Below are 20,512 nucleotides of genomic sequence, written 5' to 3' on the forward strand. Positions count from 1 at the left end.
GGCAATAATGGCAACATGCGTCTAGGCGTCCTCGATATCGGGTCCAATACCGTCCACCTCCTGCTGGTCGACGCACACCCCGGCGCCCGGCCGGTCCCTTTCGCTTCACACAAACGGCCGTTGTCCCTCGTGCAGTTCCTCGACGGCGACGGCAACATCAACGACGCCGGCCAGCATGAGCTTGTCGAATTCGTCCTTGAAGCGTGGGAATTCGCCGCCAAGCACAAAGCCGACGACCTCCTCGCGTTCTGCACCTCGGCCATCCGCGAGGCCACCAACGGAGCGGAGGTCCTGGCCCGCGTCAAGCATGAAACCACGGTCACCCTCCGGGAACTCACCGGCAGCGAAGAGGCGTCCATGACGTTCTTCGCCGTCCGCCGCTGGTACGGCTGGGGCGCCGGGCCCATCCTGAATTTGGACATCGGCGGCGGCTCCTTCGAGATGGCCCTCGGACAGGACGAACTCCCCGAGCTGGCGATGTCCGTGCCGCTCGGGGCCAGCCGGCTGACGCGCGATTGGCTCCCCGGAGACCCGCCCTCGGCCAAAAGCATCAAGGAGCTGCGCCGCTACATCCGCTCCACGCTCAAGCCCGCCGTGCGCAAATTCGAGAAACTGGGCAGGCCCAACCATGTGGCGGGCACGTCCAAGACCTTCCGGTCCCTCGCCAGGATCGCAGGGGCCGCCCCCAGCGCCGCCGGGCCGTACGTCAAGCGCGAGCTGCAGGCGCTGGACCTGGGGCTTTGGGCGCAGCGTGTCTCTGCCATGGAGATCGGGGACAGGTTCCACCTGCCCGGCGTTTCCGAGGCCCGGGCGCCGCAGGTCCTCGCCGGCGCGCTCGTCGCGGAGGCCGCCTTGGAAATGTTCGAGTTCGCCAGCATGGAGATCTGCCCGTGGGCGCTGCGCGAGGGACTCATCCTCCGCCGCCTGGACCAACTGGTGTTCGAGGGGCCGCTCGACCCCGCACCGCATGTGGCGCAGAGGCCGCCGGCGCAGCTCCAGTCCCCGGAGAAGGTTTCCTGACCCGGTCAGTGTCCGCTGCGAATCCTGCGGGTTCGATTGGAAGTGCCGATTGGAAGTGTCGATCTGCAGGGGTTCCGTTCGTGTAGTTGCTGAGAGGCCGGCACGCCGCCGGCGGATTCCACAAGGAGGCACCTGAAATGTCGCAGTACCTGCTCAGCATTTACCAGCCGGACGGCCCGGTCCCGGGACCTGAGGTCCTCGAACCGATCATGCGGGACCTGGCGGCCCTGAACCGTGAGATGCAGGCAGCCGGGGCCTGGGTGTTCGCCGCCGGACTGCACCCCGCGGAGTCCGCCACCGTCCTCCGGCCCCGTGACGGCGAGATTCTTATCACCGACGGGCCGTTCACCGAAGGCAAAGAGCACTTGGGCGGCTTCACCGTCATCGAAGCCCAGGACCTGGACGCGGCCCTCGGCTGGGCCCGGAAGCTGGCCGGCGTCACGACCCTTCCCGTTGAAGTCCGTCCCTTCCAGCACTAGCCCCCGGACGGGAACGCTGCCGTGAACGGTCATGGCCCCCGCGCCGGTGCCACCGAGGCGGACATTGCCCGGGTCTTCCGGAACGAATACGGCCGGGCAGTAGCCGTCCTGACGCGCACGTTCGGGAACATCGATATAGCCGAGGACGCCGTCCAGGATGCCTTCACGGCGGCGGTCCGGCACTGGCCCTCGGCAGGCGTCCCGCCCAGCCCGGCCGGCTGGATCATCACCACGGCACGGCGCCGGGCCATCGACCGGCTCCGGCGGGAGTCCTCGCGCGAGGACAAATACGCACAGGCCGCTTTCCTGTCTGCGGCGCCGGCGGGGAACGGATCAGCACCGGCCGCGGACGAGCAGCTCCTTGCGGACCAGGCAGGAATCGACGACGTGGACGACGACACTTTGCGGCTGATTTTCACCTGCTGCCATCCGGCCCTGGCCAGGCCCGCCCAGGTGGCGCTCACGCTGCGGCTTCTGGGCGGACTGACGACGCCGGAGATCGCCCGGGCCTTCCTCGTTCCGGAGAGCACCATGGCCCAGCGGCTGGTCCGGGCCAAGGCGAAAATCCGCGACGCCAAGATCCCCTACCGCGTCCCGCAGGGCGCCGACCTGCCAGAGCGGCTGCAATCGGTGCTCGCCGTCGTCTACCTCATCTTCAACGAAGGCTACAGCGCCGGCCCCGCGGACAGCCCCGGCCGTACGGAGCTCTGTTGGGAGGCCATCCGGCTTGGCAGGCTGTTGACGTCCCTCATGCCGGACGAACCGGAGGCGAGGGGACTGCTGGCACTGATGCTGCTCATCGAGTCCCGCCGCGCCGCGCGGTTTACTCCCGACGGCGGACTCGTGCTGCTGCCTGAACAGGACCGGCAGCGGTGGGACAGGGCGCTGGCCGCCGAGGGCCAGGAGCTGGTGCGTCAGTGCCTGCGCCGGAACCGGCCGGGGCCCTATCAGCTTCAGGCCGCGATCAACGCCGTCCACAGCGACGCCGCGACCGCCCGCGGCACCGACTGGGCACAGATCCTGCAGTTGTATGACTTGCTCCTGGCCGTCGCACCCGGACCGGTCGTGGCCCTCAACCGCGCCGTCGCCGTGGCGGAGCTGCACGGTCCCGCTGCCGGGTTGTCGGAGGTTGAGAGCCTGGGACTGGACAATTACTACCTCTTCCACGCCGTCCGCGCCGACTTCCTGGTGCGCCTGGACCGCGCTCCGGAGGCTGCCGGGGCCTACCGGCGGGCGCTGGAGCTTGCCGGGAGCGCGGCGGAACGCCGGTTTCTGGAAGAGAAGCTCCGGAGCTGCTGGCTCGCCGGGGCCAGAGACCGCGAGCGGCCGGACTCGCAGGTGCCTTGAAGCTCGCAGCTCGCTTAACGGAGTAGCGCCGGGCGCTTGGAGCAGGACTTGGGGGAAATCTGCTGCAAACACCCGGCGCACCGCCGGCTCCGGTGGAACCGGCTATCATCACTCGCACCTGTTGAGGCACGCTCCACGGTAGTGGCCGCAGATGGGCGCACGGCGGGAGTCACCTGTGAGTTCGCTGACAATCCGCCGTCGTTCCGCTGCGGTGGCGCGACGCCGCAGGAGTCAGCCGGAATGGGCGCCGGCTTAAACGGAAAAGGCACCGATGGTCCGCTGCGGGAAAATGGGAAAACCCGCTGCAGACCACCGGTGCCACGCAGGCATCCGCATGCCTGCTGCATCACTCGCACCCTCAATGAGGTAATGACAACGCTAGGCTCCGAAGTTGTGCGCTGACTGCGGCCAAGGTGTGAGCTGGCTGGGAATCGGGCCGGACTGCAATGATGGGAGCATGAGCAACCGAATCGCATTCCTGGGCTGTGGATCAATGAACGAGGCAATCATGGGCGGCCTGATCGACGGCGGCGTCGATCCCGCCGACATCGTCGCGACGGTGCGCCGGGCTGACCGCGCGGCCGGGCTCGCAGAGCGCCATCACGGGATCACGGCCATCGCCGGCGAAGAAGAGCCCGAAAACAACAAACAGGCGGCCACCGGCTCCGGCGTCGTGATCCTGGGCGTCAAGCCGGCGGGCATCGCGGACCTGGCACGGGAAATCAGCGGTTCCCTCTCTCCGGACACGATCGTCATCAGCGTCGCAGCCGCCGTTTCCCTGGCGCAGCTCGAAGCCGTGCTGCCGGCCGGCCAGCCCGTCATCCGCACGATGCCGAACACTCCGGCGAAGCTCGGCCGCGGCATGGTCTCCGTCACCCCCGGAAGCAGCTGCTCGGCCGGGCAGCTCCAGCACGCGAAAGACATCCTCGCAGCCGCCGGCACGGTGGTGGAGGTTCCCGAAGAGCAGGTGGACGCCGTCTCGGCGATCAGCGGCTCGGGGCCGGCCTACGCCTTCTACCTGGCGGAAGCCATGGCGGCGGCCGGCGTCGAACTGGGCCTGGACCCGGAACTGTCGCTGCTGCTCGCCCGCGGGACCGTCGCGGGGGCCGGCTTCATGCTGGCCGAGCCCGGGGCGGACCCCGCGTCGCTGCGCAAGGCGGTCACCAGCCCGAACGGCACCACGGAACGGGCCATCGCGACGTTTGATGAGCGCGGCCTGCCGGCCATCATCGCCGAGGGCGCCCGCGCGGCCGCCGCCCGCTCGGCGGAAATCACCCGCCAGCTCGGCTGAACTCAGGGGCGCGCGGCGAACCGTTCCAGCAGGTCCACGTGGCCCGAAACAATGAGCATGTCCCGTGAGGAAACCTTCGTCTCGGGCCGCGCATAGGTGAAGTCCTCGCCCGGAGACTTTACGCCCACAATCGTGACGCCGTACTTGGACCGGACCTTGGACTCGTCGAGCGTGAAGCCCACGGTTTCGCGCGGCGGGTACATCTTGACGATGGCGAAGTCGTCGTCGAACTCGATGAAGTCCAGCATGCGGCCCGAGACCAGGTGCGCGGCGCGGACGCCGGCGTCGGCTTCCGGGTAGATGACGTGGTTGGCGCCGATCCGGGTCAGGATCTTGCCGTGCGAGGGCGTGATCGCCTTGACCCAGAGGTGTTCGATCCCGAGGTCCACGAGGTTCACCGTGATCAGCACGGAGGATTCGATCGAGGTGCCCACGCCCACCACGGCGGAACTGAATTCCTGGGCTCCGAGCTGGCGGAGGGCGTCGATGTTGGTGGCGTCGGCTTCCACCACGTGCGTCAGGACGCCAGCCCACTTCTGGACCAGGGTGCGGTCGCGCTCGATGGCAAGCACCTCCCGGCCCTGCTTCACCAGCTGCTCTGCGGTGGATGCGCCAAAGCGGCCAAGCCCGATCACCAGCACGGGGGCATTGTGGGCGGGGCGGTTGACGGCGCCTGAGGAACTAGCCAATGATCGGTCTCTCTTCCGGGTAGTGGTACAGCTGGCTGCGCTGGCGCAGGGCCAGGGCGGCGGCGAGGGTGACCGTCCCGACGCGCCCGGCAAACATGAGCACAGTGAGGACGTAAACCCCCGACGGCGGTAATTCGGCACTGAGATTGGTGCTCAAGCCCACCGTGGCGAAGGCGGAAATGGTTTCAAACAGGACCCGGTCCAGGGAGGCGCCGCTGATGTGCAGGAGCAGCAGGGCCGAGACCGAGACGAGGGTGGCGCCGGCGACGATCACCGAGATGGCCACGCGCATGGTGCCCTCCGGGATGGTCCGGCCGTAGATCTTGACATCGGCGTCGCCGCGGGCCTCGGCGGCGATCGCCAGAAACATCACCGCAATGGTGGTGACCTTGATGCCGCCGGCCGTGGATGCCGAGCCGCCGCCGGCGAACATGAGGGCATCGGAGACCAGCATGGTGGTGGATTCCATGTTGTTCTGGTCCACAAGGTTGAAGCCGCCTGAACGCAGCATGACGGAGGCAAACAGCGAATGCGTGATCTTGTCGCCGAGGTCCATGCCCCCGATGGTGCGCAGGTTGTCCCATTCCAGGAGCCCCCAGAGGAGCGCCCCGGCGGCGAAGAGGATGAAGGACACCTGGATGGTCAGCTTGGTGTGCAGGTTCCATTTCTTCCACTGCAGCCCGTTCTGCTGCAGCACCATGACCACGGGGAAGCCCAGGCTGCCCAGGAACACACCGAGCATGAGCGGGATGAGGATCCAGAGATCGGTTTCGTAGGGGACGATTCCGTCCGAATGCGGGGTGAAGCCGGCGTTGTTGAACGACGAAATTGCGTAGAAGACGCCGTGCCAGAGGGCCTGTGGGAAACTCTCCCCGAGGATCAGGAAGCGGGGGACCAGGGCCAGCGCCAGTGCGCCCTCGATCACGACTGACGTCACGATCACGATCCGGAGCAGGGTGCCGACCTCGCCGAGCCGGCCGGCGTTGTTCATGGCCTCCTGGGCAATCAGCTTGCCGCGGACACCGAGTTTCTTGCTGACCATGAGCGCCAGCAGCGACGCGAGAGTCAGGGTGCCCAGGCCGCCCACGAAAATGCCGACCAGAATCACGAGCTGACCGAAGAAGGACCAATACGCGGCCGTGGAGACCACGGTCAGGCCTGTGACGCAGACGGCGGACACGGCCGTGAAGAGGGCCTCGTGCACGGGTGTGACCTGTCCGGTGGCGGAAGCGATAGGCAGCGAAAGCAGCGTGGTGAAAACCACGATGACGATGCCGAACACCGTGAGGGCCAGGCGGGCCGGCGAGCTGTTCGCGATGCTGTCAATGAAGTCGCGCAGGCGTGTGAAGATCCACAGGCCGTCCCGCTCCGGCATGCCTGGCTGCCAGCTGGCCGTGCGCGTAGACCTCGACTGGCTTTGCGTCATGTTTTTCCTTGGTTGAAACTGCTTCCCTCAGTAGTAAACCACTAAAGTCCGCGTCATGACCGGGGGAGCACGCCTGCGCACGCGGGAAGCAGGGGGACGCTCGGGTAGCCTGTGAGTGATGACATTCCTGCCCGGACTCTCTCAGGCCGCGCTGCCAACGACGGTGGTGTGGGCTCCTGCCATGACCGCCTACAACTTTGGCCACAGCCACCCGATGGCGCCCGAGCGCATGGAGCTCACAGCGAAGCTGGCCGGCAGCCTGGGACTGCTGGATCTGGAGCACGTAACAGTAGCTGCCCCGGAAGTCGCCGCCGACGAGGAACTGTGCGCGGTCCACACCCCCGAGTTCGTAGCCGCCGTGCGGCGCGTGAGCGAAGATCCGGACACCCCCGATGAAGCCAGGGGCCTCGGAACCGAGGACGACCCCGCCTTTGCCGGCATGCACGAGGCCAGCGCCCGGCTGGCCGGCGGCTCCCTGCTGGCGGCCGCCGCCGTCCTGGACGGCAGCGCGGTGCGGGCCGTGAACTTCGGCGGCGGAATGCACCACGCCTCCCGGGACCGCGCAAGCGGTTTTTGCATCTACAACGACGCCGCCCTCGCGATCCAGCGACTGCTTGACGGCGGCATCCGGCGCGTCGCCTACGTCGACGTCGACGCCCATCACGGCGACGGTACGCAGAGCATTTTCTGGGACGATCCGCGCGTCCTGACGATTTCGCTGCACGAGTCCGGGCTGACTCTCTTCCCGGGCACCGGGTTTGCCAATGAGATCGGCGGCCCGGGGTCGCAGGGCAGCGCCGCGAACGTGGCCCTCCCGGCGGGCACCGGCGACGCCGGCTGGCTGCGGGCCTTCCACGCCGTCGTGCCGCAACTCATCGGCGCGTTCGAACCGGAAGTCATCGTGAGCCAGCACGGGTGCGACTCGCACCGGCTTGACCCGCTCACCCATCTGAACATCAGCGTGGACGGCCAGCGTGAGGCCGCCACCGCGATCGGCAATCTCGCCGCGCGCTACTGCGACAACCGCTGGATTTCCACGGGCGGCGGCGGCTACAACGTCGTCAGCGTGGTGCCGCGCTCCTGGAGCCACCTCATCGCCATCGCCGCCGGCCGGCCTGTCCCCCTGCGCACCCCGGTTCCGGAGGACTGGCGCCGCTACGTCAGGGACAAGTACGGGGCCAAGTTCGGCGTCGAGCCCCCTGAACTGATGGGCGACGACGTCGACGTCTGGTGGCGGTCCTGGGAAGTGGGGTTCGACCCCAACGACGCGGTGGACCGCACCATCATGGCCACCCGCAAAGAAGTGTTTCCCCTGCATGGATTGGACCCCTGGTTCGACTAGCTCCGCGCCGCGGATCAGGCCAGGCGGCAGCCCGCCAATTTGTGGATGCCATCTGGCGTATATGTCGCTAGTGTGGAGGACATGGTGACAGACGACGTATTTGCCGTCATTGCTGAGGCAACCAGGCGTGACATTCTGGTGGCCCTCCGCAAGGGGGATAAGGCAGTGGGGGAATTGGTCCAGGAGCTTGATGCAAGCCAGCCCACCATTTCAAAACATCTCAAGGTCCTCCGGGAAGCGGACCTGGTGAGCATGCGCGCCCAGGGCCAGAAGCGCTACTACGCGCTCAACCCGAAGCCCCTTGCCGGCGTTGCCAACTGGCTGCAGACCTTCGACGTCGTCCCAGCAGCGGCCCCGGACACGGCACCGGCCCGCCACCCCGAATCCAGCCCCCAAACCAGCCCCGCAGCGCTGCCGGACAGCCTGGCAGCCGCGGCCGCCCCGCAGCCGTTACCTGCCGCAGCGCAGGCTGGCGCGCAGCCGGCTGCGGCACTGGCCGGCCGCCCTGCCGGCAGCCCGCTGAGCCCCGCCGTCGTTATCCCGGTGGGAACCGCCGGCGAGGATAAGATGCCCCAGCAGATCGGGCGGACCGTGGGCCGCGCCGCCACCAAGGCCGCGGACCTCCTCGCCAACCTGCCCAAGTTCGGCCGCAAGAAGTAGCCCTCCGGCCTCCCGTCTTGTGTTGGCGGTTCGCGCCAGTGCCCGGCGCCAACTCTGCCGCGAAATGCCATCTAGGCTGCGGACTTAGCCCCGGAGGATCCGCACGTGGTCCGGGGTGAGGTCCCCGATGCGGCTCACGCCCAGCAGGGCCATGGTGCGTTGCATGTCCTTCTCCAGGATCTGGAGGGCGCGGTCGACGCCGGCCCGGCCGCCTGCCATGAGTCCGTAGAGGTAGGCGCGGCCGATCAGCGTGAAGTCGGCGCCCAGGGCGAGCGCGGCGATGATGTCCGCGCCGCTCATGATGCCGGTGTCCAGGATGATCGCGGCGTCGCTTCGGTCCGCCTTCAGGGCGGCGGACACCTCGGGGAGCAGGTGGAAGGGGATCGGTGCCCGGTCCAGCTGGCGGCCGCCGTGGTTGGAGAGCACGATCCCGTCCGCGCCGTGGTCCACCACTTTGCGGGCGTCCTCTGCTGTCTGGATGCCCTTGACCACGAGTTTGCCCTTCCAGGTCTCGCGGAGCCAGTCGAGGTCGGCGAAGGTCAGGGTGGGGTCGAACATGGAGTTGATCAGGTCTGCGACGGTGCCCGTGTAGCGGGAGAGCGAGGCGAAGGTCAGGGGCTCGTGGGTGAGGAAGTTGAACCACCATGCGGGCCGGTAGGAGGCGTCCAGGACGGTCTTGAGCGTCAGTGCGGGCGGGATAGTCATGCCGTTGCGGACGTCCCGGAGGCGGGCGCCGGCGACGGCGGTGTCCACCGTGACCATGAGGGTGTCGTTGCCGGCCGTGGCGGCGCGCTGGATCAGTTCCAGGGACCGGTCCCGGTCCGTCCAGAGGTAGAGCTGGAACCAGTTGCGGCCGGCCGGTGCGGCGGTGGCGACGTCCTCGATGGACGCCGTGCCCATGGTGGAGAGGGTGTACGGGATGCCGGCGGCTTCGGCGGCCCGGGAGCCGGCGTATTCGCCTTCGGACTGCATCATCCGGGTGAATCCCGTGGGCGCGATGCCCACCGGCAGCCGGGACGGGCCGCCCAGGATCTCGGTGCTGAGGTCGATGCTGGAGACGTCGCGCAGGATGCCGGGACGGAATTCGATGTCCAGGAAGGCCTGGCGGGCGCGGCGGAGGGTGATTTCGGCTTCTGCGGCGCCGTCGGTGTAGTCGAACGGCGCCTGGGGTGTGCGGCGCTTGGCGATGTCGCGCAGGTCCCAGATGGTGCTCGCGCGGCGCAGCCGGGCGGCCCGGCTGAACTCCGGCTTCTTGAACTGCATCAGGGGCGCGAGGTCGGCGTACTTGGGCACGCGGCGCCTCAGCGCCGCCGGAACGGCCCCGGGGCCGGCCTGCCCGAATGCACGGGCGCCGGGCGCCTGGATGTCCGGCGCCGTCGCGCTCGGCGTTGTGGGGGCCTCTGGGTTCTCGGGCGGGAAGGTCTGCTTCATGGCTTCCTCCAAAGCGGTCGGATGCTCGTGTTGGGGTCCTTTCACACTCTAGGGGGTGGCCGGTGGTGACAAGGGACGCGGTTGGCGGCAGCGCCGGTAATGGGCACTGCCGCCAACTGCTCCTTCGCCAAGCCTCGGGCGGGCCGAAAGGCCTTAGCGCAGTTCGATGTCCAGGGTCTGGAAATCATCGGCCGAGTGGCGGCCTACCAGTAGCCGGAAGGTTCCGGGCTCAAACTGCCAGCCGCCGTCGTAGTGGCCGAACGCCTTGGCCGGGATCCGGACTTCAACGCTCTCCGTTCCGCCGGGCGCGAGGTGTGTTCCGGCGTAGCCGGCCAGCCAGCGGACCGGCCGCTCCACGGCGGAGTCGGCGCGGTCCAGATAGACCTGGACGATTTCCCGACCGATGCGCGTGCCCGTGTTCCGGACCGGCACGTGCACCACCACGTCCTGGTTGGCGGGAACGGATGCCGGAGCGTGCGGGCTGCCGACGTCGAACGTGGTGTACCCGAGGCCGAATCCGAACGGCAGGGCCGGCGCAGCTCCGCCGTTGGCCTGCTGCCGGAGCCACGCGCGGTAGCCGATGTGGATCCCCTCGGAATACACCACCTTGCCGTCGACGGGGCTGGTGGCGAGCACCGGAACGTCCGCCAAAGCCGCAGGCCAGGTGGTGGGCAGCCGGCCGCCGGGCTCCTCGGCGCCGAGCAGGATATCGGCGACTGCGGTGCCGAACTCCTGGCCGCCGAACCAGCCCAGCAGGACCGCATCAACCTTGTCCAGCCAGGGCATGAGTACCGGCGAACCGGAGTTGACCACAACTACCGTGCGCGGGTTGGCCGCGGCTACGGCTTCCACGAGCTGGTTCTGCCGGCCGGGCAGGTCAAGGTCCTTGCGGTCGAAACCCTCGGATTCGATCGCCGCGTTGGTTCCAACCACCACCACCGCGACGTCGGCGTCCCGTGCGGCGTCCACGGCAGCGTCGATCTCCGCCTGGGGATCCGTGACCACGGTTTCCTCGCCCAGCAGGATGGCCGTGAACGGGATGACCTGCTGCTTCGGCAGACTGTATTCGGCGTCGATCCGGACCCTCCGGCCGGCCGCGGCCTCAAGGGCGTGGACGGTCTTGGGCGGGTCGAACAAGGCGGCGCCAAGGACGTCGGTGTCGTCCTCGAGCTCACCGTTGAACACTTCATCCCCGTCGAGGGCGAGCCGGATCTGACCGACGGTCCCGACGCCGAGGTGGTGGATACCGGCCGTTTCCGCGGTCCAGTCGGCCTGCATCCGGATGGCTGCGGTGCCGTCGGGAATGCCCACGCCGAACCAGATCAGATGTGAGGCAAGGCGGTCTTCGCCCGAGATCTCTGTTCCGTCCGCTGTGAGGAACGTGACCCGGATTCCGGGCACACCTGATACCGGGTTGTGAAGCGAGGTGCGCGGGAACGCCTGAAGGCCTTCCGCCACCTTGGCGCCGCGGGCATAGGTGACGTCGACGCCGTCGGGCAGCGCCTTTCGCAGTCCCTCCAGCGGCGAGACGGTGTATTTGGGCATGACGGTGGCGCTGCCCCCGCCCTGCGTGCGCGCCTCCTCGGCGTTGTGGCCGATCACTGCCACGCTGCCCAGCTTCGCGGCGTCCAGCGGCAGGATTCCGCCCTCGTTACGGACCAGTACCGCGCCACGGACAGCCACTTCACGGGCGACGGCGGCGCCGTTCAACTGTGCAGGCAGGTCCGTCACGGCCGGCGTGAATCCCTCGAGGGAACCCACGCGGGCGGCAAGCCGCAAGATGCGGGTGACCTTTTCCAGGATGGCGTGCCGGCTGACCCGGCCGTCGTTCACGGCCGCCAGCAGCTTCGGGCCCCAGTGACCCACAGGTCCCGGCATTTCCAGGTCCTGGTGCGCATTGGCAGCCTCCACGGACCGGACCCCGGTCCAGTCAGACACGACGACGCCGTCGAAGCCCCATTCCGTGGCGAGCGGCGTCTCGAGGAGTTTGTTTTCGCTGGCCGTGGTGCCGTTGATGGAGTTGTACGAGCTCATCACGAGCCAGGCGCGGGCTTCGGTGATGGCGTCTTCGAAGGCGGCGAGGTAGAGCTCGCGGAGCGGGCGCTCGGCCACGACGGAATCCGATGTGAAACGCTCCGTCTCGGCCTCGTTGGCGAGGTAGTGCTTCGGGGTGGCGCCCACGCCCATGGACTGCACGCCGGAGACGTACCCGGCGGCCAGCGTCGCGGTGAGGCGGGGATCTTCGCTCATGCATTCGAAGTGCCGACCGCCCAGCGGCGAGCGGTGGAGGTTGATCGTGGGGCCGAGGACGGCGTGGACGCCCTTGCGCCGGGCCTCCTGCCCGAGTACCTGACCGTAGCGGCGGGCGGTTTCAACGCTCCACGTCGCGGACAGGGCGGAAGACGAGGGCAGCGAGACGGAGTCGTGGCGCTCATCGAGGTCCTCGCCGCGGACGCCGGCGGGGCCGTCGGACATCACGACGCGGCTGAGCCCGATTTCGGGGATGGCGTGCGTGGACCACACATCCGCTCCGGTCAGCAGCTGGATCTGCTGCTCCAGGCTCAGACCGGCAGCGAGCTCGCGGATCCGGGCCTCCGCATCCGGCGAATCCGGGGAGAGGGCCAGGACGGCAGGGGATAGCGAGGGGTTCATTTACTTGACTCCTTTGATGCGGGTGACGAGGATCGCCCCGATGATGCCGACGACGGCGCCGCCGAGGAACAGTGCGGGGTATCCGCCCAAGGCGATCACGGGGAAGGCGACGGCAGGCACCAGGGACTGGGGAAGCGCCTGGGCAATGTTGAACACGCCGAAGGTCTTGGCGTTTTCAGACTGGGTACCCGGCAGGAGGTCGGCGATGAGGGCGACGTCCACGGCGCCGAAGCAGCCCAGGCCCAGTCCGGCGATGGCCTGGCCCACCAGGACCTGGTCGGTGGTGCTGGACGTGGCGATGACGATAAGGCCGACCATGATGATGAGGGCCGAGGCGATCACCATGCCCTTTCGCTTGCCGATCCTGTCGCTGAGCCAACCGCCGGCCACGCTGGTGAGCACCGTGCCGGCGGAACTGATCAGCGTTGCCTGGAAGACCAGGGTGGTGACCTGGGTCGGGGCTACGTGGAGCTGGTCGGTGAAGAAGTACGGCAGATAGAGCAGGGCCGCGCAGTAGCCCACATAGACCATGAACTTGGTCAGCCAGGCCCAGCCCAGGCCAGGGTAGGTGCGGGGGTTGAAGTAGAACGAACCCAGGATCTCCTTGAGGTTCAGCGGAGCGGGCTTCTCGGTGAGGACGCGGTCCTTGAAAGTGAAAGCGAAGCCGATGGCCAGGGCGGTCCCCACGACGCCGGGAACAACGGCCATCTGCAGGGCATTGTCGAAGAGCTGCGCGAAGAACGCCGCGGCCACAAGCCCGACGGACAGGGTCATGCCGATGAGCCCGGACAGGCGGCCGCGTTCCGAGGGGGCGGCCTGGTCCGGAAGGGTGGCCACCAGCGCCGCGAGTGCCGCGTTGAAGCCTAGCTGGGCAAAGATCCACGCGACCAGGACCCCCGCGACAGTGGTGGCCGAACCCAAAAAGAAAAGCGCAACAAGCCCGGTCAGCGCCCCGCCGATGATCCACGGCTTGCGCATTCCGAAGCGGGACGTCGTGCGGTCACTCAGACGGCCGAAGAACGGATTGGCGAGAAGGGCGACGATGGCGCCGACGCCGGCGACAAGGCTCAGCGCACCGGCGCGCGTGTCCGGCGTGGTGATTTCGGAAACCTTGATGGCCAGAACAACGATGGCCGGCGCAAGCACCGCCATCCACAGACCGGCGCTCGCGATCGGCATCCCGATCACGTAGGCGCGGGAAGCCTTGCTGATTGACGGTTCCAGGCTGCTGGGAGCCTGATGGGCGGCCTGAGCCGCTGAATCCTGGTTGATGGTCCTGACGGCCACATTGCCTCCTGACGAAAAGTGGCCCTCCGTTGGGCCCTGGAAATGATCGTAACCATAAAAACCGAGTGCGACTAGGTTTTAAGACAAAAAGGTGAAATAAACTGTGTCAATGTCAATCTCGAAGCCGCGCGGGCCCTACGCCAAAGGAGCGGAACGCCGCGAGCAGATCGTTCGGACAGCGACCGATGTGTTCGCCACAGAAGGCTTTGAGGGCACTGCCCTGAAGCGCGTCGCCGAACTCGTCGGCGTGAAGGAGGCAACACTTTTCCACTACTTCACTGGCAAACAGGAACTCCTGACGGCCGTGCTGGCCGAACGGGACCGGCGCAGCCGGGAAGCCGGGGGGACGGGGGACGTGGGGCTGTCTTCCCTCGCCGTCGTTGCCGAGCGAAACCGCCGCGAACCGGGCCTCACTACTCTGTACGCCGTGGCGTCGGCGACCGCCAACGACCCCGGACATGATTCCCACGGCTATTTCCAGGACAGGTACGCGCAGCTGGTCGAGGAATTGCGGCAGGACATCGCGCACCGCCAGGGTGCGGGTTCGGTGCGGACGGACGTTGCGCCGGACATCCTGGCCAGGTTGGTGATCGCAGCGTTTGACGGCCTGCAGCTGCAGTGGCTCTACGACAAGGACGTGGACATGGCGGACGGCTTGACCCAGCTTGTCGACGTCCTGCTGGCCCCGCCGGCGGCCTGACCCCGTGCCCGCCCCGAGATGACACTTTGCGGCAGCATCGACCCGCCAGATAGCGCCGTGATCTGCCGTCTCGACGACGTGGGGCGGCCGGGGAGCTGGGGTGGCCCGCCGGCTGGGTGGCGGCGGTGCCGGCGAAATGTTACGCCCGGCGTTTGCCCCTTCCTCGGCTCCGGGGCTATGGTCGACGCTATGACTAACCGTTGGTATGCGTATTTTTCGTTGGCTCTGGAGGGGCCCGCGTCTAACTGACACGCATCCAACTTTCCTTCAGAGCCAACAGGGCAGAGATCATTCTCTGCCCTTCGCCATTTCTCCGGCGGGTTCTGATCAGGGCCCGCTCCGCACCCGGAACAGGACCCGAACATGAGCATCGAAGCAGCCGCCGACACCCAGCAATCCACCTCGAACCTGCGCGTCAGCGAGTTCACCCCGCTGCCCACCCCGCAGGACCTCAGGGCGGAACTGCCGCTGGAGGCCCGCATGGCCGAGGTGGTGGGACGAAGCCGCGACGAGGTCCGAGCCATCATGGACGGCGTCGATGACCGGCTGCTGGTGATCGTGGGTCCGTGCTCCATTCACGACCCCAAGGCCGGCCTCGAATACGCCCGCCGGCTGGTGAGCCAGGCAGAGAAGCACCGTGAAGACCTGCTGATCGTCATGCGCACTTACTTCGAAAAGCCGCGCACCACGGTCGGCTGGAAAGGCCTGATCAACGACCCCCGGCTGGACGGCAGCCACGACATCGCCGCAGGCCTGCGCGCGGCCCGGTCATTCCTGCGGCAGGTCACCGCGCTCGGACTGCCCACGGCCACCGAGTTCCTCGAGCCCATCAGCCCGCAGTACGTCGCGGACCTCGTCTCCTGGGGCGCAATCGGCGCCCGCACCACGGAGAGCCAGATCCACCGCCAGCTGGCCTCCGGGCTGTCCATGCCGATCGGGTTCAAGAACGGGACCGACGGCGACCTCCAGGTGGCGCTGGACGCCTGCAGCGCCGCCGCGGCCGCCCAGGCGTTCCTCGGGATCGACGACGACGGCAGGGCCGCGCTCGTGGCCACCGCCGGCAATCCGGACACCCACATCATTCTCCGCGGCGGACGCAAGGGACCCAACTACTCCGCCGCCGACGTTGAGGCCACTTCGGCCAAGCTGGCCGCGAAGCAATTGAACCCCCGGCTGATCGTCGACGCCAGCCACGCCAACAGCGGCAAGAACCACCACCGCCAGGCCGAGGTCGCCCTCGAAATCGGATCCCAGCTGGAAAGCGCCGGAGCCGCTGCCGGGGCCATCGCCGGCGTCATGCTGGAGAGCTTCCTGGTGGGCGGGGCACAGAACCTGGACGTCAACGCCTCGGCCAACGCCGCAGGCACAGCCGCAGAACCAGGCTCGGGGCGGGACGAACTGGTCTACGGCCAGAGCGTCACGGACGCCTGCATGGACTGGGACGTAACGGCGTCGGTGCTCGGCCAACTGGCGGCCTCGGCCCGCACGCGCCGGACCCGCGCCTGAGGCCGCAACCCGGACCAGGGAACGGGGTGCCGGCGCGGCCAGCATTTCGAGATTCCTGCGGAAAGTGCGTGGGTATTCCTGCGGAAGCCTTTCACATTGGCACCATGAGCAACTACAGTTGCTTTCACATGGTTGTTTGATGGCTCAGCATCGGCACACCGCCATGGCATCAGGTGGGGCTGCCGTTCGCTTGAGCAAAGGAATAAGGGAAATGTCTACGGAGGCCAACTTCTCCAAAGCCCGTTTTTTGACCGTGGCTGAGGTCGCGGAACTCATGCGGGTATCAAAGATGACTGTGTACCGTCTGGTGCATTCGGGGGAGATGCCGGCCGTTCGCTTCGGCCGCTCCTACCGCGTACCGGAGAACGCCGTCGAGCAGTACCTCAAGGGTGCTGTCGTCGACTCGAGCGACGGCCACGCCGGGACTGGTTAAACAGTCCGCAACATCTTTCTCAGCGTGAATTGACTGCTTTGGGGCCCGCATACGGCCCGCGGTCGTGGGGTGCCCCGGAGAGGCGGTACCCTGTTAAGGAACGTTTTACGTCATTGTAAGAACCTGTCAGTTGTTTCAGTCTGCTGCTTAGCCCGCGGACCCTTCCCAACAGGCAGGTACTGCATCTAGCCGGTAAGGAACTTTCGTGGGTTCAGTTATTAAGAAGCGTCGCAAGCGTATGGCCAAGAAGAAGCACCGCAAGCTGCTTCGCAAGACGCGCCACCAGCGTCGCAATAAGAAGTAGCAATACTTCGCACTGCATGAAATGCCCGTTGCCTTCCAGGTGGCGGGCATTTTCTTGCCCTTGTGCGGGCGGGCAGGGATTTTGCGCCGGAAACGGGCACGGGCTGCGGAACCGGGCGCAGGCTACCGGACCGGACGACGGCGGGCCGGATCCGCGCCGCGCGCGACCGGAACCGCGGCGGAAAGGTCCGGAGCTTAGCGGCCGGGGCCGCGGAAGCGGGAGAACCCCCGCCAGAGGCCGTAGATGGCCCCGCCCACCGTGGCGGCCTTGAACCCCAGAGTGGCAGCGCGCCGGCCGGAGCGGAAATCGTAGACCGGCCAGTTGTGCTCGCGGGCGTAACGGCGCAGCTTGGAGTCGGGATTGATGGCGACGGGGTGTCCCACCATGCTCAGGAGCGGGATGTCGTTGTGGGAATCGCTGTAGGCCCAGCAGTGGCCAAGGTCCAGGCCCTGGTCCTCGGCGATTTCGCGGACCGCCACCGCTTTGGCCGGGCCATGGAGGATTTCGCCCACGAGCTGTCCGGTGTAGGAGCCGTCCAGGATCTCGCCCACAGTGCCCAGCGCCCCGGTCAGGCCCAGCCGGCTGGCAATAACGTTCGCCACCTCGACCGGTGTCGCAGTGACGAGCCAAACCTTGCGCCCGACCCGGAGGTGCTGCTCGGCCAGGGCTTTGGCCCCCGGCCAGATCCGCGACTCGATCATCTCGTCATAGACCTCTTCGCCCAGGGCCTCGATATCCTTCGCCGTGATGCCGGCGGCGAGGGACAGGGCGGAATCCCGGACGGCATGGACATCGTCCATGTTTTCGCCGCGCAGGATGAACATGAACTGCTTCCAGGCGAAGCCGGCAGCCTGCCACAGGGTGAAAGCGCCGCGCTGGTGCAGTTTGCGTGCCACGTGGAAAAGGCTTGCGCCCTTCATGAGGGTGTTGTCGACGTCGAAGAACGCGGCCTCGCCGTGCTGCGGCGTTGCAGCGGGCTCGCTGGCCACAGCGACGTTTTTCTCCTCGGGCATGCCACGAGTCTAGTCAATGACCGGCCCCGGACCGCCCGCCGGGCGCGCGACGCGGCGGCAGGACTGCATGACGGCCCCCCAAGCGCCGCCGCCGGTGTTGTCCCCATGAGGGGAGTGCAGCGCGTCGACGCCGACGCGCCCGCCGGGCTACGGTGGATCCATGGCCACACCCGCGTCTTTCCCCGATGTAGTACTGATCACCAAAGCTAACTGTCACCTGTGCACGGAGGCGCGCGCCGCCGTCGGCCGCGTCACCGCTGCCCTCGGGATCGGTTGGACGGAGCAATCCGTGGACGACGACGCCGGGCTGCGCGACCGATTCGCCGAGGAGATCCCGGTGGTGCTGGTGGACGGCGTGCAGCGGGATTTCTGGAAGATCGACGAGGCCCGCCTGACACGGACCCTTCAGCGGGCCCTCGGACAACAGCCCTGACGCCTGGTGCTTTGTTGCGTGATGCGCGCGGGCTCTAGAGTGGGAAGCACAACGCGACGCAATGGAGCAGATAGTGACTTCGCTGGATTCATCTCCCGAGGCTGTTCCCGGGGGAGCCGGGACTGCCGCCAAACAGATTCCGCCCGCGGCCGTGGCGCGGCTGACCATTTATCTGCGCGCCCTGACCACTCTGCTGGCTGAAGGGGTGGACCGGGTCTCGTCCGAGTCCCTGGCCGAGGCCTCCGGGGTTAGTTCCTCGACGCTGCGCAAGGACCTTTCCTATGTTGGCTCCTACGGAACGCGGGGCGTGGGGTACGAGGTCCAGTACCTCAACCGGCACATCGCGGCCGCCCTCGGGCTGACGCATGACTGGAAGGTCGCAATCGTCGGTGCGGGCAACCTGGGCAAGGCCTTGGCCCGATACGGCGGATTCGAGTCGCGGGGCTTTGACATCGTGGCAATTTTCGACGCCGACCAGATGGTGGTGGGTAGCGAAGTCGGCTGGCTGCGCGTCAGCGACGCCGCGGACCTTGAGCCGGTATTGCAACGGACGGGCGCCAACATGGTGGTCCTTGCCCTGCCCGCCGCGGTGGCCCAGGATGTCTGCGACCGCGTGATTGCCGCCGGTGTGCGGAGCATCCTCAGCTTCGCCCCGGTGATGCTGCAGGTCCCGCCGGGAGTCAACCTCCGCAAGGTCGACATGGCAACTGAACTGCAGATCCTGGCCTATCACGCACAACGGGCGCAGGACCCGGAGGACGCCGACTAGGTTCGGCCAGGTCCTCCGGCTCCCGCGCCCGTTGGGCAGTTCCCTGTTGGGGAGTCCTTGGTTCAGCTACTTCCCGAAGGGCGCCCCGGGACGCCCGTAGGGGTTGGCAAAGGGTTGCCGCTTCTGGAAATAGGGCGACGCCGCGGGCAGGTACAGCAGCACGATGGCCGCAATGCCGAGCAGCGCGGCCAAGGTGGCGAGGCTGAACGGGAAGAGGTTTAGGATCGACAGCGCAGCAAACACCGTGCCCAAAATACGGGCCCAGTTCTTGCCCTTGCGGACATTGAACGCCACGAGGGCGTACAGCCCGGCGGTGATCACGGCGATCACCACGATGGTGCCGATCAGGACACCTTTGAGGGACTCGAAATCGACCTTCGTGCCGCTTGTTGCCATCTGCTGCTCGAACAGGTCCCGAACGGCGGGGCTGTCCAGGGTGCCCAAGGACAGCAGCATGGAAATCACCCACACCGCGCCTGCCGCGATGATCAGCCAGAACGAGGTGTTGACGAGCTGGGGAGCGGGGCCAGCAGCCTGAGGCTGCTCGGACGGGTACTGGGCGTAGGGGGCCTGGCCATACTGCGGGGCGTTCTGGCCATACTGCGGAGTCTGCGGGGCGTTTTGGCCGTAGGCCGGCGGGGTCTGCTGGCCGTACTGCGGTGCGTTCTGGCCGTACTGCGGAGCCTGCGGGGCGTTTTGGCCGTAGGCCGGGGGCGTCTGCTGGCCGTACTGCGGAGTCTGCGGGGCGTTTTGGCCGTAGGCCGGGGGCGTCTGCTGGCCGTACTGCGGAGTCTGCGGGGCGTTCTGACCGTTGGCCGGGGGCGTCTGCTGGCCGTACTGCGGAGTCTGCGGGGCGTTTTGGCCGTAGGCCGGGGGCGTCTGCTGGCCGTACTGCGGGGTCTGCGGCGCGTTCTGACCGTTGGCAGGGTTGGACTCCCCTCCCGGCTCGGAGCCGTTGGGAGGTGAAGGCTGGACTGGAGGGTTGCTCATGAAGCGGTCCTTTGCGAGTCGATCACGGAATCGGCCACCGGGACCAGCGATCCTGCCCTGCCCCCAGCATGGTTTAGCTCCACCGTACCGCGGGCCGGCCGCCGTGCGGATCATTCCGAAGGGGTATTCTCAACCCTCGTTCGACCCCCGGCTGTGCCGCGGCTGGACGGCAAGCGGGACGGGCGGTCGGGCCGCGCGCACGCCACTGCCATCAGAGGGAATCCCGGGGCGCGGCAGGCCTAGATTCGGCCCCGATGGGCGACAAACCAAGCCTGTGAATTTGGCAGCCACATGAGCACGGTTGCCGCCAGGCTGATGAAGAAGCCCGGCAGGCCTCCACCGCCCCGACCGGCAGCGAGACCGGCACTAACGATGGCCAGCACCAAGGAGATGCCAACAAGGACTGTCAGGGCGAAGCGGGCCCACTCCCGGCCCTCCTTCATCTTCATGGCCAGGATGATCTGGGCAGTCGCCAGCACGAGGGCCACCAACACCAGGACGAACACCAGGAGCCCGAGGGGCGGCGCAAAGGCGATGATGACAAAGGACCCGAACAAACCAATGATTCCGCCGAGGATGCCCAGAAGCCCGCCGATGAGCCAGATCCAATACGAGACCTTCAGCTCTGTGGGCATTGCGGTGACCTTGAACATGCCGGACAGGCCGCCCGCGGGCAATGCATCGCTAAAGCTTCTCGGGCGGTCCGCAGGCATCTCGAAGCGGAATCCGCCCGTAGGCGC

General features: G+C 67.5%; 20 protein-coding genes. 12 read left to right on the top strand and 8 right to left on the bottom strand.

What is annotated here, in order from left to right:
- Nucleotides 1–15: 15 nt before the first annotated feature.
- The 4 genes from ACVWYS_RS02405 to proC all read left to right on the top strand — a co-directional run bounded on the left by ACVWYS_RS02405 (nt 16) and on the right by proC (nt 4,137).
- Nucleotides 16–1,020, top strand: coding sequence for a Ppx/GppA phosphatase family protein (locus tag ACVWYS_RS02405; protein ID WP_116765292.1), 1,005 nt, complete (start codon nt 16–18; stop codon nt 1,018–1,020).
- Nucleotides 1,021–1,157: 137 nt separating this feature from the next.
- A complete protein-coding gene (locus ACVWYS_RS02410) occupies nt 1,158–1,499 on the top strand; it encodes a YciI family protein (RefSeq protein WP_116765357.1) in 342 nt (113 codons plus the stop codon).
- A gap of 21 nt (nt 1,500–1,520) precedes the next feature.
- Nucleotides 1,521–2,846 (top strand): RNA polymerase sigma factor, encoded by a 1,326-nt coding sequence (locus ACVWYS_RS02415; protein ID WP_456509313.1) that lies wholly within the window; start codon nt 1,521–1,523, stop codon nt 2,844–2,846.
- Between the two features lie 457 nt (nt 2,847–3,303).
- Nucleotides 3,304–4,137: a pyrroline-5-carboxylate reductase gene (proC, locus tag ACVWYS_RS02420; RefSeq protein WP_344366550.1), complete on the top strand. Its 834-nt coding sequence runs from the start codon at nt 3,304–3,306 to the stop codon at nt 4,135–4,137.
- Between the two features lie 2 nt (nt 4,138–4,139).
- On the opposite strand, the gene ACVWYS_RS02425 is transcribed toward proC, so the two are convergent.
- On the bottom strand, nt 4,140–4,778 hold the full coding sequence (locus tag ACVWYS_RS02425) for a potassium channel family protein (protein ID WP_202615744.1): 639 nt from the start codon (nt 4,776–4,778) through the stop codon (nt 4,140–4,142).
- A 40-nt stretch (nt 4,779–4,818) separates the two neighbouring features.
- Entirely contained in the window at nt 4,819–6,252 is a 1,434-nt protein-coding gene (locus ACVWYS_RS02430; protein WP_456509314.1) for a TrkH family potassium uptake protein, read from the bottom strand.
- 118 nt (nt 6,253–6,370) lie between these two features.
- Here ACVWYS_RS02430 and ACVWYS_RS02435 point away from each other — a divergent pair, with 118 nt between their 5' ends.
- Nucleotides 6,371–7,594: an acetoin utilization protein AcuC gene (locus ACVWYS_RS02435; RefSeq protein ID WP_456509315.1), complete on the top strand. Its 1,224-nt coding sequence runs from the start codon at nt 6,371–6,373 to the stop codon at nt 7,592–7,594.
- Nucleotides 7,595–7,675: 81 nt separating this feature from the next.
- Nucleotides 7,676–8,254 (top strand): ArsR/SmtB family transcription factor, encoded by a 579-nt coding sequence (locus ACVWYS_RS02440; RefSeq protein ID WP_456509316.1) that lies wholly within the window; start codon nt 7,676–7,678, stop codon nt 8,252–8,254.
- A gap of 84 nt (nt 8,255–8,338) precedes the next feature.
- On the opposite strand, the gene ACVWYS_RS02445 is transcribed toward ACVWYS_RS02440, so the two are convergent.
- The 3 genes from ACVWYS_RS02445 to ACVWYS_RS02455 all read right to left on the bottom strand — a co-directional run bounded on the left by ACVWYS_RS02445 (nt 8,339) and on the right by ACVWYS_RS02455 (nt 13,624).
- Complete coding sequence (locus ACVWYS_RS02445) at nt 8,339–9,685, bottom strand: alpha-hydroxy acid oxidase (protein ID WP_456509317.1); 1,347 nt, start codon at nt 9,683–9,685, stop codon at nt 8,339–8,341.
- Between the two features lie 153 nt (nt 9,686–9,838).
- Entirely contained in the window at nt 9,839–12,337 is a 2,499-nt protein-coding gene (locus ACVWYS_RS02450) for a beta-glucosidase (protein WP_456509318.1), read from the bottom strand.
- Complete coding sequence (locus ACVWYS_RS02455; RefSeq protein WP_456508329.1) at nt 12,338–13,624, bottom strand: MFS transporter; 1,287 nt, start codon at nt 13,622–13,624, stop codon at nt 12,338–12,340.
- Nucleotides 13,625–13,733: 109 nt separating this feature from the next.
- Here ACVWYS_RS02455 and ACVWYS_RS02460 point away from each other — a divergent pair, with 109 nt between their 5' ends.
- From ACVWYS_RS02460 to ACVWYS_RS02475, 4 genes are all read left to right on the top strand, one after another.
- A complete protein-coding gene (locus tag ACVWYS_RS02460; protein WP_344366526.1) occupies nt 13,734–14,324 on the top strand; it encodes a TetR/AcrR family transcriptional regulator in 591 nt (196 codons plus the stop codon).
- Nucleotides 14,325–14,687: 363 nt separating this feature from the next.
- Entirely contained in the window at nt 14,688–15,830 is a 1,143-nt protein-coding gene (locus tag ACVWYS_RS02465) for a 3-deoxy-7-phosphoheptulonate synthase (RefSeq protein ID WP_456508330.1), read from the top strand.
- A gap of 211 nt (nt 15,831–16,041) precedes the next feature.
- Nucleotides 16,042–16,263 carry a helix-turn-helix domain-containing protein gene (locus ACVWYS_RS02470; RefSeq protein WP_116765282.1) on the top strand — a complete coding sequence of 74 codons (222 nt, stop codon included), beginning with the start codon at nt 16,042–16,044 and terminating at the stop codon, nt 16,261–16,263.
- Between the two features lie 205 nt (nt 16,264–16,468).
- Nucleotides 16,469–16,567, top strand: coding sequence for a 30S ribosomal protein bS22 (locus tag ACVWYS_RS02475; RefSeq protein ID WP_003792170.1), 99 nt, complete (start codon nt 16,469–16,471; stop codon nt 16,565–16,567).
- Nucleotides 16,568–16,761: 194 nt separating this feature from the next.
- On the opposite strand, the gene ACVWYS_RS02480 is transcribed toward ACVWYS_RS02475, so the two are convergent.
- Nucleotides 16,762–17,580, bottom strand: coding sequence for an HAD family hydrolase (locus tag ACVWYS_RS02480; RefSeq protein WP_456508331.1), 819 nt, complete (start codon nt 17,578–17,580; stop codon nt 16,762–16,764).
- A gap of 160 nt (nt 17,581–17,740) precedes the next feature.
- Between ACVWYS_RS02480 and ACVWYS_RS02485 the strand changes: the two genes are divergently transcribed.
- Both ACVWYS_RS02485 and ACVWYS_RS02490 read left to right on the top strand, forming a co-directional pair.
- Complete coding sequence (locus tag ACVWYS_RS02485; RefSeq protein WP_344366517.1) at nt 17,741–18,013, top strand: glutaredoxin family protein; 273 nt, start codon at nt 17,741–17,743, stop codon at nt 18,011–18,013.
- A gap of 73 nt (nt 18,014–18,086) precedes the next feature.
- A complete protein-coding gene (locus tag ACVWYS_RS02490) occupies nt 18,087–18,782 on the top strand; it encodes a redox-sensing transcriptional repressor Rex (RefSeq protein WP_116765279.1) in 696 nt (231 codons plus the stop codon).
- 66 nt (nt 18,783–18,848) lie between these two features.
- Here the strand turns inward: ACVWYS_RS02490 and ACVWYS_RS02495 are convergent, their stop codons facing one another.
- Both ACVWYS_RS02495 and ACVWYS_RS02500 read right to left on the bottom strand, forming a co-directional pair.
- Nucleotides 18,849–19,772 carry a hypothetical protein gene (locus ACVWYS_RS02495; RefSeq protein ID WP_456508332.1) on the bottom strand — a complete coding sequence of 308 codons (924 nt, stop codon included), beginning with the start codon at nt 19,770–19,772 and terminating at the stop codon, nt 18,849–18,851.
- A gap of 239 nt (nt 19,773–20,011) precedes the next feature.
- Complete coding sequence (locus ACVWYS_RS02500; protein ID WP_456508333.1) at nt 20,012–20,407, bottom strand: hypothetical protein; 396 nt, start codon at nt 20,405–20,407, stop codon at nt 20,012–20,014.
- Nucleotides 20,408–20,512: the final 105 nt, after the last annotated feature.

The organism is Arthrobacter sp. TE12231, assembly GCF_054062895.1.